We start from the raw sequence: 12167 nt of genomic DNA on the forward strand, positions 1-12167 counted from the left end.
TCGGCCCGTCGCGTCGTTTCGGCCTTCAGCGCATCAGCCGGGCCACCAGTTCGCGGGCCTCGGTCAGGGAAGGGTCGGCCTGCGCGGCCCGGTTGGCGTATTCGTACGCCTTGTCGCGCTTGCGCCATTCCATATACAGCTTGGCCAGGTTGAGCATGGTGCGCGGGTGCGACCCGAACTGGCGCAAGGCGCGCAAATACACGCTTTCGGCCTTCTGGTATTCGCGCAGATCCATGTAGGCGGCCACGGCACCGGAATAGGCCTGGGCCTCGCCGGGAAAGACTTCCAGCGCCGCCTCGAACAGTTCCGCCGCCTCGTAGAACAGCCGAGCCCGCAGGAAGCGCTGCCCGATGTCGCTGAGCACCCCCGGCTCGTGCCCCCACTCCTCGGCCACCCGCCGCAGCAGCGCCCGGCCGCGCGGCAGGTCGCCCGCGTCCAGCCGGGCCTGGCCGTTGCCGGTCAGTTCCATCTTGCGCATCAGCACCTTCTGGGCCTGTTCGGCCGCGCGAGCGCGTTCCTCCTCCAGCATGGCGTGGCGGATGGATTCCAGCCGCTCGGCCAGCGGCAGTTCCTCGCCGGGCATGTACGCCACGTAGGGACCGGCGAACACCTTGCGCTGCTCGAAGAACTTGCGGACGGTGTGGTTGCGGTTCAGGTCGTTGACGAATTCGTGGATGTGCACTTCCGTCTCGAAGCGCGGCTGTCCGATGAGGGTGGTGCCGGAGTAGGCCCGCAGGGCAGTTTCCATGGCCTCCAGGGCGCGCGTCAGGTAGCCGCGCGTCAGATAGGCGCGGGACCGGGCGATGTTGTCGCGCACGGCTTTGGGGGCGGTCATTCGCATGGGGCGTCCTTGTCGGAGCAGTGGGGTCCGGAGCCGTGCGGCGTGGGAGCGGCATGGGGAACCGGGGCGGAGTGTGCCCAGCAGCGGCGCACCGCGTCGGCGTGGGCGCGCAGCAGTTGGTCCACCCCGTCGGGCACCAGCAGGCGGATGTCCGCGCCGCGCAGCCATTTGCCGCGCAACAGGGATGCGCTGATGTCCAGCCGGGGCAGGGGCAGGAAGGTCAGGGTGGTGTCGCCGTAAAGGCCGCCGGGCAGCAGGTGGCGCTCCATGCCCGGCACGGCATGGGCGGGCCCGTCCGTTTCCACTGGAGTGGGCGGGGCGGACGGCAGCGGCGCGGCATCCGGCCAGTGCGCTGCCAGGGCGGCTCGGAAGGCTTCCGGCCCGCTGCCCGCGCGGGGCACCACCACGAAGTCGGCGATGCGCGGCAGCTCCGCGCCCCTGTGCCAGTGGGGCAGCATCTCGAAATCCTCGCCGCCCAGGATGAAGAACGGCGCGGCGTCCGGCTCGGCGGCACGGTAGGCGCGCAGGGTGTCCCAGGTGTACGAGGGCCCCCCGCGCCCGCCTTCCAGGGCGTTCACCGCAAGGGCGGCAAAGGGGTGCACGGCGCTCTCCAGCAGGGCCAGCCGCAGATCGAAGGGCAGCAGGTCGTGCCCGCTCTTGTGGGGCGGTACGGCGCACGGCACGAGGTCGATGCGTTCCGGCCGCAGCGCCTCGGCCACTTCGATGGCCAGGCGCAGGTGGCCCGCATGGACCGGGTTGAAGCTGCCGCCGAGTATGCCGATGCGCCGCATGAAGGTTTCGCCGTCTCCGTGGTGTTCTGTCGGTGCAGCAAGCGCTTGCGTACCGCGCGGGGCGCGGCAGGACGCCCGCCGCCCGCGCGCCGCTTTCGCGTGTTCCGCTATTCCCGCTAGTCCCGGACCTGGCCCGCGCCGAATACCACGAACTTGGTGGTGGTCAGTTCCTGCACGCCCATGGGGCCGTAAGAATGCAGCTTGGACGTGCTGATGCCTATCTCCGCGCCAAGGCCCAACTGTCCGCCGTCGTTGAAGCGGGTGGAGGCGTTCACCGCCACCATGGAGGCGTCGGCCTCGCGCAAGAAGCGCATGGCGTTGGCGTGGTCGCGGGTGCAGATGATTTCGGTGTGGTTGGACCCGTGCGCGGCGATGTGGGCCAGCGCCTCGTCCATGTCGTCCACCACCCGCACGGCCAGGATCAGGTCGTGGAACTCCATGCCGTAGTCTTCCGGCGCGGCGGCGGTGGCCGATGCGCCCAGCAGCGGCAGCGATGCCGGGCACGCCCGGAAGGTCACCCCGGCCGGGGCCAGCCGGGCGGCCACGGCGGGCAGCAAGGCGGCGGCCTCGTCCTTGTGGACCAGCAGGCATTCCAGCGCGTTGCACACGCCGGGGCGCTGCACCTTGCCGTTGAAGACGATCTCCACGGCCTGTCCCAGGTCCGCGCCCGCGTCAACATAGGCGTGGCACACGCCCTTGTAGTGCTTGAGCACGGGCATGGTGGCCTGCTGCACCACGGCGCGGATGAGCGTTTCGCCCCCGCGCGGGATGATCACGTCGATGTACCGTTCCAGCGCGCACAGCGCGCCCACGGCGGCCCGGTCGGTGCGCGAGACCACCTGCACGGCGTCGCCGGGCAGGCCCGCCCCGGCCATGGCCTCGGCGATGAGCCCGGCCAGCGCCAGGTTGGAGTGGATGGCCTCGGACCCGCCGCGCAGGATCACCGCGTTGCCCGCCTTCAGACACAGGATGGCGGAATCTATGGTCACGTTGGGGCGCGATTCGTAGATGATGGCGATGACGCCGAGCGGAATGCGCATGCGGCCCACCAGCAGGCCGTTGGGGCGCTGCCACTGGGTTTCCACGGCGCCCACGGGGTCGGGCAGGCCCGCCACGTGGCGGCAGGCGGCGGCCATTTCGGCCATGATGCGCGGGGTAAGGCGCAGGCGGTCCATGCGCGGTGCATCCATGCCCGCCGCTTCGGCGGCGGAGAGGTCGCGCGCGTTGGCGGCCAGCATGTCGGCCTCGCGCGATTCCAGCAGCCCGGCCAGGCGGAGCAGGGCGTCGATCTTGGCGGCGGGGGACGCGGCGGCCAGCTTGCGGGCGGCGGCCTTGGCGCGCTTGCCCATGGATTCGACGAGCAGGGCGATGTCGCCCGTGTCGGCGTCCCGAGTGGTGCCGGGGGCGGGGGAAATGTTCTGCGTGCTCATGGCGGCTCCGGCGCTCTGGCGTTCCGCGTGGCGACGGAACGACGTGAAGGTTGCGAAAGATTGCTATAGCCGCAGCCCCCCGGCAACGCAACAGGCCAGCCGTGCCCGTCCGGCAGGCGCGCGGGCGCGCGCGGGACGGGAAACGGGCGGCCGGAGAACCGTGCGGAAAGGGTGGGACGCCTGGTCTGGAATCGGGGCGTGCGCATCGCGCAATGCATCTTGCATGATTTGCGCCCCGTGAGCCGCCGGGTGGTAAATGCCCTTGTCAAAACCCGCGCGGCCAGACGGGCCGCGAGGAACGGCCTTCCGTCCGGAATCCTTTTGACATTTCTGTAATGGGCACGTAAAAGTATCGGGCTTCGCCATTACCAGCCACAAAGCGGCCATGCGCCGCATTCCAAGGAGCAATTCGCATGTCGGAGAACACAATCCGGAAAGGCCTGCCGCGCGCCCCGCAGCAACCCGAAATTCCCCAGCCGCTGCAGGGCGAGGTGGCCGGAGAGGCCGCGCCGCTGCTGCGCTTCGTGCTTGACAACGCCCGCACCATCGCCATCGGTCTCGGCGTGCTGGTGCTGGCCGCTGGTGCTGGCGCGGGCTACCGCTGGTGGGACGCCGAACGGACGCGCGAGGCGCAGGCCGACCTGGGCATGATCATCGCCACCAAGACCGGCTCGGAACGCGTGCAGGCGCTGGACGCCTTTGCCGCCAAGGCCCCGGCTGGCGTGCGCAACGCCGTGCTGCTGGACCTTGCCGCCGCCGCCATGGAGCAGAAGGACTACGACAAGGCCGCCGCCACCTGGGAACGCCTTGCCGCCGCCGACGGCGCCACCGGCGTGGTGGCCCGCATCGGGCGCGCGCAGGCCCTGTCGCAGGCGGGCAAGGACGCCGAGGCCCTGGCCGTGCTGGAAGGCCTGGAGGGCTCGGTGAGCGAGATTTCGCGCAACGCCGTGCGCGGTCAGTTGGCAGTCGTGGCAGAACGTGCGGGCAAGCTGGAACGCGCCGTGGCCGCCTACGAGCAACTGATGGCTTCCGATTCCGCGGGCAACAAGGACTACTTCAAGAGCCGCGTGGAAGCGCTGAAGGCGCGCATGCAGAAGGGGGGCGCGTAAGTCCATGAGCGAATCCACCGCAAACCCGGCCCCGCGCCCGGTGAATCCCCTGCTGGTCGACGAGCCGGGCGCACGCCGCCTGCTGCTGGGCAACGAGGCCATCGTGCGCGGCGCGCTGGAGGCGGGCGTCAACCTGGTTGTCTGCTACCCCGGCACGCCCTCGTCCGAAGTGCCCGACACCTTCCGCCGCATCGGCGGCGGGGGCCGGTACCGCCTGGAATATTCGGTGAACGAGAAGGTGGCCATGGAAGTGGGGGCGGGCGCGTCGCTGGCCGGGGCCCTGACCCTGGTGACCATGAAGCACGTGGGCGTCAACGTGGCCGCAGACCCGCTGCTGACCATGACCTACACCGGGCTGCCCGGCGGCTTGGTGCTGCTTTCCGCCGACGACCCCGGCTGCCACGCCAGCCAGAACGAGCAGGACAACCGCACCTACGCCCGTTTCGCGGGCATGCCGTGCTTCGAGCCCGCCACCGCCCAGGAAGCCAAGGACATGACGCGCGACGCGCTGCTGCTGGCGCGCGAGCTTGAACAGCCCGTGCTGCTGCGCACCACCACCCGCGTCAACCACCTGCGCGGCGCGGTGGAATACGGCCCGCTGGGCCAGCCCGCGCCCATCGTGCCCTTCCAGCGCAATCCCCGGCGTTTCGTGCCCGTGCCCGCCGTGGCCCGGGTGCGCCACGCCGAACTGGTCAGGCATCTGGGCATGGCCCGGGAGAAGGCCGAGCACTCCCCGTGGAACACCGTGCGCGGCGACGGACGCATCGGCGTCATCGCCAGCGGCATCAGCCGCGCCTACCTGTCCGACGCCCTGCACGAGACGGGCTGGGCCGACCGGGTGAAGGTGCTGGACCTTGGCATGACCTGGCCCCTGCCGGAAGACCTGCTGACCGACTTCCTGTCCGAATGCGACGCCGTGCTGGTGCTGGAAGAACTGGAGCCCCTGCTGGAGAACGACGTGCGCGCGCTCGTTCAGCGCAAGGGCCTGCCCGTGGCCGTCAGCGGCAAGGGAGGCGCGCTGACCATCTACGGCGAATACTCCACCCAGACCGTCACCCAGGCTCTGGCCGACCTGCTGGGCGAAACCGCCCGGCTGCCCATGGCCTGCGACCCGGAAACGGCCCTGCCCGTGCGCCCGCCCAACCTCTGCCCCGGCTGCTCGCACCGCGCGCTTTACTATGCCGTGCGCAAGGTGTTCGGCGACGACGCCGTGTACTCCAGCGACATCGGCTGCTACACGCTGGGTCTGCTGCCGCCCCTGCGCATGGCCGACTTCCTGTTCTGCATGGGCTCGTCGGTATCCTCCGGTTCCGGCTTCGCCACGGCCTCGGGCAAGCCCACGCTGGCCTTCATCGGCGACTCCACCTTCTTCCACTCCGGCATCACCGGGCTGGTCAACGCGGTATTCAACAAGCACGACCTGATCGTGGTGGTGCTGGACAACGGCACCACGGCCATGACCGGCCACCAGCCCAACCCCGGCGTGGTCCAGGACGTGCTGGGCAACGCCTGCGTGCACCTGGACATAGAGGCCGTGGTGCGCGGCTGCGGCGTGGCCGACGTGGTCAAGGTGCGGCCCTTCAACGTCAAATCCACCATGAAGGCCCTGGCGGAGATGAAGGAACGCTCCGGCGTGCGCGTGATCATCGCCGAAGAGCCGTGCGTGCTCTACGCCCGGCGCACCCTGAAGAGGCCGCGCAACCAGGTGGCCTACGTGGCCGAGCAGGGGCCGTCCGTGTCCGACTGCCTGGAACACCTGGCCTGCCCCGCCTTCTTCCGGGACGACACGGGCATCCACGTGGATGAAAACCTCTGCGGCGGCTGCATGGTCTGTCTGCAGGTCGCGGACACCATCAAGGCCCGCAAGAGGAGCGACGCATGAGCACCGCAGCACGCATCCGCATTTATCTTACCGGCGTGGGCGGGCAGGGCACCCTGACCGCCACCACCCTGCTGTCCCGCACCGCCCTGGACCAGGGGCTGGAGGTGACCTCCGGCGAAATCCACGGCATGGCCCAGCGCGGCGGGGTGGTGGAATCCACCATCCTGCTCGGCGGCTGGATGAGCCCCAAGATCGGCCATGGCGAGGCGGACCTGATTCTTGGCTTCGAACCCCTGGAAACCCTGCGCGGCATGACCCACCTGGCCGCCGGGGGCAGCGTGTTGTCCAACACCGAGCCGCTGCCGCCGGTGGGCGTTTCCACCGGGCGCGAAGCCTACCCCGAGATGGAGCGCATCCGCGCAAAGGTGGAAGGCTGCGCCGCGAAATCGTGGTTTCTGCCGTGCCGCACCCTGGGCCTTCAGGCCGGTTCGGTGCAGGCGGGCAACAGCGTGCTGCTGGGCGCGGCCTGCGCCACGGGGCTGCTGCCCTTTGGCCCGGAAGCGCTGGAAGCCGCCATCCGCACCCATCTTGCCCCAAAACTCATGGACATGAACTTGAGGGCGGTCGAACTGGGCGTTCGGGCCGTAGCCTCCGCGAGCTGACCGCATGACCACCATCACCGACGACAAGCGCCTTCAGCCCTATCTCGGCACGCTCCAGAAGATCGTGTCCGACATGGGGCCGCAGCGGCCGTTTCAGTCCACCCTGAAGTCGCTGCTCCGCACGCTGGCTGAAAACCATGACTTCCAGCGGCCGCATATCGTCATCTTCGACCCGGAAACACGCACCCTCAAGCTCAGCCTGTCGCAGACGCCCGCCAAGGCGGACCACGTTGAATACGAGCCGGGCGTGGGCGTGACGGGGCAGGTATTCTCGACGGGCCAGCCGGTCATCGTGCCGCGCATCAAGGACCACCCGGCGTTCCTGAACAAGGCCTTCGGCCGCACGGACGAGGAGCAGGAAACCCTGGCCTTCATCTGCGTGCCGGTGCTGGGCCCCGCCGACGAACCTCGGCAGGGCCGCGAGGTCATCGGCACCCTGAGCGTGGACACCCCCTCGGTGCCCATGCCGCAGTTGGAATCGCACTGCCGGTTCCTGGAGGTGGTGGCGGGCATGATCGCCAACCACGCCTCGTACCTGCAGGAGGAAATGGCCCGCCAGAAGCACCTGATGACCCAGGGCCTCATCGTGGGCGACAGCAACGACATCGGGTTCACCCCGTCCAACGTGGTTGCCGCCTCCAAGGCCATGCGGCTGGTGCTGAACCAGGCGGCCCAGGTTGGCCCCAGCCGCGCCACGGCGCTGCTGCGCGGCGAATCGGGCACCGGCAAGGAACTGCTGGCGGAAGCCATCCACCAAGCCAGCCCTCGGCGCGAGATGCCGCTAATCAAGCTGAACTGCGCGGCGCTGCCCTCCGAACTGGTGGAAAGCGAACTGTTCGGCTACCAGAAGGGCGCCTTCACCGGGGCGGTGCACACCAAGAAGGGCCTGTTCGAACTGGCCAACAAGGGCACCCTGTTCCTGGACGAAGTGGGCGAACTGTCGCCCAACGCTCAGGCCAAGGTGCTGCGCGCCATCCAGGAGCAGGAAATCCAGCGCCTGGGCAGCGAGCAGACCATCACCGTGGACGTGCGCCTGATCTGCGCCACCCACCAGCCGCTGGAGGAACTTGTCGAGCGCGGGCTGTTCCGCGAGGACCTGTACTACCGCATCAACGTGTTCCCCATCTTCATTCCCCCGCTGCGCGAGCGGCGCGAGGACATCCTGCCGCTGGCGGAACACTTCCTGCGCATCTATTCCGACGAGTATTCGCGCAGCATCAAGCGCATCTCCACCCCGGCCATCGACCTGCTGACGCAGTACCACTGGCCCGGCAACATCCGCGAACTGAAGAACTGCATCGAACGCGCCGTGCTGGTGTGCGACGAACAGGTCATCCGCACCTACCATCTGCCGCCCTCGTTGCAGACGGCGGAATCCACCGCCACGGACACCAACCTCTCGTTCTGCGAGGCGGTGGCCAAGTTCGAGCAGGAACTCTTGGTGGACGCGCTGAAGAAGGCGCGGGGCAACATGCTGCAGGCCGCCCGCGACCTGCGAGTGAGCTACCGCATCGTCAACTACAAGGTGAAGAAGTACGGCATCGACGCCAAGAAGTTCGCCGTGGCCAAGGCGCGCGGCATGAAGTAGGCGACGCCCGTCCGGCTGACGCACGCATGTGATGCGACCGGCTTCCGGCGACGGGAGCCGGTCGTTTTTTATTGCCTGGCGAAAGTCGGGCGTTCACGTGCTGGCGACAAAAGAAACGGACGGGTCACGCGATGTGTCGCGCGATCCCGCCCGCAGCATTTCGTTGGCGTCAGGCGGCAAGGGCTGGCTGGCCGGAATCGCCTAGGCCGAGGGAGCTTCGTCCAGCCAGCCCTGCAAGGCCTCGATGATCTTGCGGGCCTGGTCGGCGCTGGAGATGTTGAACTTGGACTGGGCGCGGTATTCGCCGTTCATCTTCTTGTAGCGCTTCACCACGTACTTGTCCGCGCCGTAGTCTTCGGTCTTGGGGTCCCACTGCTGGTAGCGGAACAGGATGGTGGTCCATGCGCCCTTGGAGAGCACCGACTTGTCCAGTTCCTTGACCACAAGCTGGCCGTCTTCCTCGTAGTTCACCGTCAATTCTTCAATGGTCGTGCTCATGGTCTGGTCCGTCTGCGCCCGGCGAGGGGCGGAAATGCGTTGTTTCTGGCGGGTTGTTTGCGTCCCGCCTTCGGCGCTCTTTCTTGCGCGCGGCGTGAATTTCGTTCTCCGGCAAGGAAGGGGAGTTCGCCGCGATGGGAACGTACTCTTTGGTACGTGACCGGAGCGGCGAACGAAGCCTGACGAAGCCGGAGGGCGAAAGCGCGCCGCGCGCCTACACTATGATGTCGTCTTCAGAGTGCGCCCCATTCTCCTCCGCCGCCGCCCAGATGCCGCCCGCATCGCCGAAGTGGCGCTGCGCCTGCTTCAGCCCCAGGGCGAAGGCCTTGGCGTTCACCTCGCGGATCTTGGCGGGCAGATTGGCCTCCAGGCTCTTGCGCATCACCCGCGCGTCGGCAAAGGGCAGCAGGTGCGTCACCGCGCCCATGACCATGGTGTTGATGGTCATGGGATTGCCGATCTGCTCCTTGGCCATCTGCGTGAACGGCAGGCCCAGGTAGACGTTGGTGGGCGCATGCTTCACCAGCGTGGTGTCCACCAGCAGCAGCCCGGTCTTCTTGAGCAGGCGGTAGTAGCTGTTGCACGCCTCGGGGCTCAGCGCCACCAGCAGATCCAGGCTTTCGGTCTTGGGGTAGCTGATGGGGCGCGAACTGACAACCACGTCGGCGCGGCTCGATCCGCCGCGCGCCTCTGGGCCGTAGCTCTGGGTCTGGGTAACGTAGTAGCCGTGGCCCAGCGCCAGCGCCGAGCCCAGCAGGCGGCCCAGGGTGATCAGCCCCTGTCCGCCCAGGCCGGAAAGGCGGATTTCGAAACGGTCTATGGGTTGCGGCGCCTTCATCGGTTCTGCCCCATGAGTTTGCGTTGCAGCTCGAAGTAGCGTTCCTCAAGCCCCGGCTCGTCCACGTCGCGGAACACCCCGATGGGTATGCGTCCGTCGTCCGGCTTCTGCGTGGGGTCCTTCAGGGTTTCCACCTTCACGGTGTTGGACTTCAGCCACTTGTACATGTCCACGGCGTTGCGGAACTTGTTCTTGCGCCCGTACTGGGTGGGGCAGGGGCTGAACACTTCCACCACCGAAAAGCCGGGGTGCATGATGGCCGAGCTGATCAGGCGGTCCAACTGGATGGCGTGGAACGATGTGCCCCGCGCCACGTAGCTTGCCCCGGCGGCGCGGCACATGTCCGCGATATCGAAGGCCTTTTCCAGCGAGCCGAAGGGCGTGGTCATGGAAATGTCGCCCTGTGGGGTGGCGGAGGAACACTGCCCGCCGGTCATGCCGTAGATCTGGTTGTTCAGGATCAGTGCGGTGACGCCGATGTTGCGCCGCGCGGCATGGATGAGGTGGTTGCCGCCGATGGACAGGGCGTCGCCATCGCCCATGACGCAGATGACCTTCAGCTTGGGGTTGGCCATCTTGATGCCGGTGGCGAAGGTAAGCGCCCGGCCGTGGGTGGTGTGCACGGTATTGAAGTCGACGTACACGGCCATGCGGCCGGAACAGCCTATGCCCGCCACCAGCACCACGTCGTCCTTGGGCAGGCCCAGGGCGTGCACGCTGCGGATCAGCGATCCCAGCACGATGCCGTGGCCGCAGCCCGCGCAGAACACGTGCGGGAACTTCTTGTTATGGCGCAGGTAGTCGTGGATGAGTTGGGTAACGTCCGCCATGGCCCACCTACAATATGGCTTTCAGGATTTCGGAGGGCGTGATGATCTGCCCGTCCACCCGGTTGATGGTGCGCACCTTGGTGCGGCCGTTGTTGACGCGCTTCACCTCGCGCGACATCTGCCCCATGTTCATTTCGGGCACCACCACGGTGTGGCAGCGGTGGGTCAGCTTTTCCACCGCCGGACGGGGGAAGGGGAACAGCGTCTTCAGAGTGAGCAGCCCGGCCTTGGCCCCGCGCTCGCGGGCCTGTTCCACGGCCAGATGGGCGGAGCGCGCCACGCTGCCGTAGGCCACCACGGCCACTTCCGCGTCGTCCATCATGTATTCGTCGCTCATCTGGATGTCGCCGTAATACTGGTCGATCTTGCGGAACAGGCGCAGCATGGCGTCCTTCACTTCGTCCGGGCGCTGGGTGGGGTAGCCCATCACGTCGTGGGTCAGGCCGGTGACGTGGGTGCGGTAGCCGGAGCCGATGGGGGCCATGGCGGGCACGCCGCGCGCCGTGTCGGCATAGGGCTTGAACCATTCCGGCGGCACCGTGGGGGTGACGCGGGAAAGGATTTCCACCTCGTCCGGGTCGGGCACGGTGATCTTTTCGCGGGTGTGGGCCGTCACCTCGTCCAGCAGCAGGATGACCGGGGTGCGGTACTTTTCGGCGAAATTGAAGGCCGTCACGGTCATCTCCAGGCATTCCTGCACGTCGGAGGCGGACAGCACGATGATGGGGTGGTCGCCGTGGGTGCCCCAGCGGGCCATCTGCACGTCGGCCTGGGCGGGGCTGGTGGGCAGGCCGGTGCTGGGGCCGCCGCGCATGACGTTGACCACCACCAGGGGGGCCTCGACCATGCAGGCGTAGCCGATGTGCTCCTGCATCAGGGCGAAGCCGGGGCCGGAGGTGGCCGTCATGGCCTTGCGGCCCGCCAGTGACGCGCCGATGGTGGCGCCCATGCTGGCGATTTCGTCTTCCATCTGGATGAACACGCCATCCTCTATCAGGGGCAGGCGGTTGGCCATGACCTCCATGATTTCTGTGGAGGGGGTGATGGGGTAGCCGGCGTAGAACGAGCACCCGGCCAGCAGTGCGCCCTCGGCCACCGCCTCGTTGCCGAGCGCGAACAGTTCGCGTCTCTTGCGTTTCTTGCGTTGCACCGCCATGGCGTCACTCTTCGGGGTTGGGGTTCGGTTCGGGCGTGGGCTCGGGCGGGGAGGCGCGGCCGTGTTCGGACTCGGGGTCTTCCCAGCCGCTGCGCGGATCCGGCTGGGCGGCTCCGTTGCGGGCGCGCGGCTTGATGGCGATGGCGAAGTCCGGACAGTGCAGTTCGCAGAATCCGCAATTGATGCACTCGTCCTCGTTGGCCACCTCGGCCTTGCCGAAGGCGTTCAGCACAAGCACCTTGGCCGGGCAGAAGGCCACGCACAGGCCGCAGCCCTTGCACCAGTCGGGATAGACGCAGACGCGGGTCTGACCTTTTTGCTTCTTTGACATGGGCACACCAGTGGTGGCTTTGGGTGCAACGGAGCAGGGCGTCCGTTCCATGGTGGCCGGGCCGCTTGGGCCGGGAAGATGCGCGCGGTGAAAGTGCCGCCCCTGCGCGCGTTTGGGCCATCAATAAACGCAACCACGGGTCACGGCAAGAAAAATCCGGCATGCTGCACGGTTGTGCGAACAATGGAAGAATGGCGGGGGCATGCCGGGGCTTGGCCGCGGTTTGACGGGCAAGGCGGTAGATGCAGCGATGGCGCGGCCCCGGCGGCGG

The 12167-nt window shown here is 67.9% G+C and carries 12 protein-coding genes; 4 read left to right on the forward strand and 8 right to left on the reverse strand.

Annotated elements, in window-relative coordinates:
• Nucleotides 1–25 precede the first annotated feature (25 nt).
• From RVX_RS06955 to RVX_RS06965, 3 genes are all read right to left on the reverse strand, one after another.
• Nucleotides 26–841, reverse strand: a complete 816-nt coding sequence (locus RVX_RS06955) for a tetratricopeptide repeat protein (RefSeq protein ID WP_116305285.1) — start codon at nucleotides 839–841, stop codon at nucleotides 26–28.
• Nucleotides 832–1632: a nicotinate (nicotinamide) nucleotide adenylyltransferase gene (gene nadD / locus RVX_RS06960; RefSeq protein ID WP_116305286.1), complete on the reverse strand. Its 801-nt coding sequence runs from the start codon at nucleotides 1630–1632 to the stop codon at nucleotides 832–834. The genes RVX_RS06955 and nadD overlap by 10 nt, the downstream gene beginning before the upstream one ends.
• A 116-nt stretch (nucleotides 1633–1748) precedes the next feature.
• Nucleotides 1749–3062 (reverse strand): glutamate-5-semialdehyde dehydrogenase, encoded by a 1314-nt coding sequence (locus tag RVX_RS06965; protein WP_116305287.1) that lies wholly within the window; start codon nucleotides 3060–3062, stop codon nucleotides 1749–1751.
• A 413-nt stretch (nucleotides 3063–3475) separates the two neighbouring features.
• Here RVX_RS06965 and RVX_RS06970 point away from each other — a divergent pair, with 413 nt between their 5' ends.
• From RVX_RS06970 to RVX_RS06985, 4 genes are read left to right on the forward strand one after another with little or no spacing between them, the layout of a single operon-like run.
• On the forward strand, nucleotides 3476–4171 hold the full coding sequence (locus tag RVX_RS06970) for a tetratricopeptide repeat protein (RefSeq protein ID WP_116305288.1): 696 nt from the start codon (nucleotides 3476–3478) through the stop codon (nucleotides 4169–4171).
• A 4-nt stretch (nucleotides 4172–4175) separates the two neighbouring features.
• Nucleotides 4176–6053, forward strand: coding sequence for an indolepyruvate ferredoxin oxidoreductase subunit alpha (gene iorA / locus RVX_RS06975; protein WP_116305289.1), 1878 nt, complete (start codon nucleotides 4176–4178; stop codon nucleotides 6051–6053).
• Nucleotides 6050–6655 carry an indolepyruvate oxidoreductase subunit beta gene (locus RVX_RS06980; RefSeq protein WP_116305290.1) on the forward strand — a complete coding sequence of 202 codons (606 nt, stop codon included), beginning with the start codon at nucleotides 6050–6052 and terminating at the stop codon, nucleotides 6653–6655. Before iorA ends, RVX_RS06980 begins: the two co-directional genes overlap by 4 nt.
• A 4-nt stretch (nucleotides 6656–6659) precedes the next feature.
• Nucleotides 6660–8243: a sigma-54-dependent Fis family transcriptional regulator gene (locus tag RVX_RS06985; RefSeq protein WP_116305291.1), complete on the forward strand. Its 1584-nt coding sequence runs from the start codon at nucleotides 6660–6662 to the stop codon at nucleotides 8241–8243.
• Nucleotides 8244–8444: 201 nt separating this feature from the next.
• On the opposite strand, the gene RVX_RS06990 is transcribed toward RVX_RS06985, so the two are convergent.
• From RVX_RS06990 to RVX_RS07010, 5 genes are all read right to left on the reverse strand, one after another.
• On the reverse strand, nucleotides 8445–8741 hold the full coding sequence (locus tag RVX_RS06990; protein WP_116305292.1) for a hypothetical protein: 297 nt from the start codon (nucleotides 8739–8741) through the stop codon (nucleotides 8445–8447).
• A gap of 214 nt (nucleotides 8742–8955) precedes the next feature.
• Entirely contained in the window at nucleotides 8956–9579 is a 624-nt protein-coding gene (locus tag RVX_RS06995) for a 2-oxoacid:acceptor oxidoreductase family protein (protein WP_007522439.1), read from the reverse strand.
• A complete protein-coding gene (locus RVX_RS07000; protein ID WP_116305293.1) occupies nucleotides 9576–10409 on the reverse strand; it encodes a 2-oxoacid:ferredoxin oxidoreductase subunit beta in 834 nt (277 codons plus the stop codon). Before RVX_RS07000 ends, RVX_RS06995 begins: the two co-directional genes overlap by 4 nt.
• 7 nt (nucleotides 10410–10416) lie before the next feature.
• The gene (locus RVX_RS07005) at nucleotides 10417–11565 is read right to left on the reverse strand and encodes a 2-oxoacid:acceptor oxidoreductase subunit alpha (RefSeq protein WP_116305294.1); all 1149 of its coding nucleotides are present in this window, start codon (nucleotides 11563–11565) and stop codon (nucleotides 10417–10419) included.
• A 4-nt stretch (nucleotides 11566–11569) separates the two neighbouring features.
• Nucleotides 11570–11896 (reverse strand): 4Fe-4S dicluster domain-containing protein, encoded by a 327-nt coding sequence (locus tag RVX_RS07010; protein ID WP_007522432.1) that lies wholly within the window; start codon nucleotides 11894–11896, stop codon nucleotides 11570–11572.
• Between the last annotated feature and the right edge of the window lie 271 nt (nucleotides 11897–12167).

The sequence above is a fragment of the Nitratidesulfovibrio sp. HK-II genome, from assembly GCF_003402415.2.
Taxonomy (GTDB): Bacteria; Desulfobacterota; Desulfovibrionia; order Desulfovibrionales; family Desulfovibrionaceae; genus Cupidesulfovibrio.

What these genes read in the sequence shown, in the direction of transcription:
- RVX_RS06995 (WP_007522439.1), bottom strand. Translation starts at nt 9,579, where the DNA reads ATGAAGGCGCCGCAACCCATAGACCGTTTCGAAATCCGCCTTTCCGGC.
- RVX_RS06955 (WP_116305285.1), bottom strand. Translation starts at nt 841, where the DNA reads ATGCGAATGACCGCCCCCAAAGCCGTGCGCGACAACATCGCCCGGTCC.
- RVX_RS06985 (WP_116305291.1), top strand. Translation starts at nt 6,660, where the DNA reads ATGACCACCATCACCGACGACAAGCGCCTTCAGCCCTATCTCGGCACG.
- RVX_RS06965 (WP_116305287.1), bottom strand. Translation starts at nt 3,062, where the DNA reads ATGAGCACGCAGAACATTTCCCCCGCCCCCGGCACCACTCGGGACGCC.
- RVX_RS07005 (WP_116305294.1), bottom strand. Translation starts at nt 11,565, where the DNA reads ATGGCGGTGCAACGCAAGAAACGCAAGAGACGCGAACTGTTCGCGCTC.
- RVX_RS06970 (WP_116305288.1), top strand. Translation starts at nt 3,476, where the DNA reads ATGTCGGAGAACACAATCCGGAAAGGCCTGCCGCGCGCCCCGCAGCAA.
- RVX_RS07010 (WP_007522432.1), bottom strand. Translation starts at nt 11,896, where the DNA reads ATGTCAAAGAAGCAAAAAGGTCAGACCCGCGTCTGCGTCTATCCCGAC.
- iorA (WP_116305289.1), top strand. Translation starts at nt 4,176, where the DNA reads ATGAGCGAATCCACCGCAAACCCGGCCCCGCGCCCGGTGAATCCCCTG.
- RVX_RS06990 (WP_116305292.1), bottom strand. Translation starts at nt 8,741, where the DNA reads ATGAGCACGACCATTGAAGAATTGACGGTGAACTACGAGGAAGACGGC.
- RVX_RS06980 (WP_116305290.1), top strand. Translation starts at nt 6,050, where the DNA reads ATGAGCACCGCAGCACGCATCCGCATTTATCTTACCGGCGTGGGCGGG.
- nadD (WP_116305286.1), bottom strand. Translation starts at nt 1,632, where the DNA reads ATGCGGCGCATCGGCATACTCGGCGGCAGCTTCAACCCGGTCCATGCG.
- RVX_RS07000 (WP_116305293.1), bottom strand. Translation starts at nt 10,409, where the DNA reads ATGGCGGACGTTACCCAACTCATCCACGACTACCTGCGCCATAACAAG.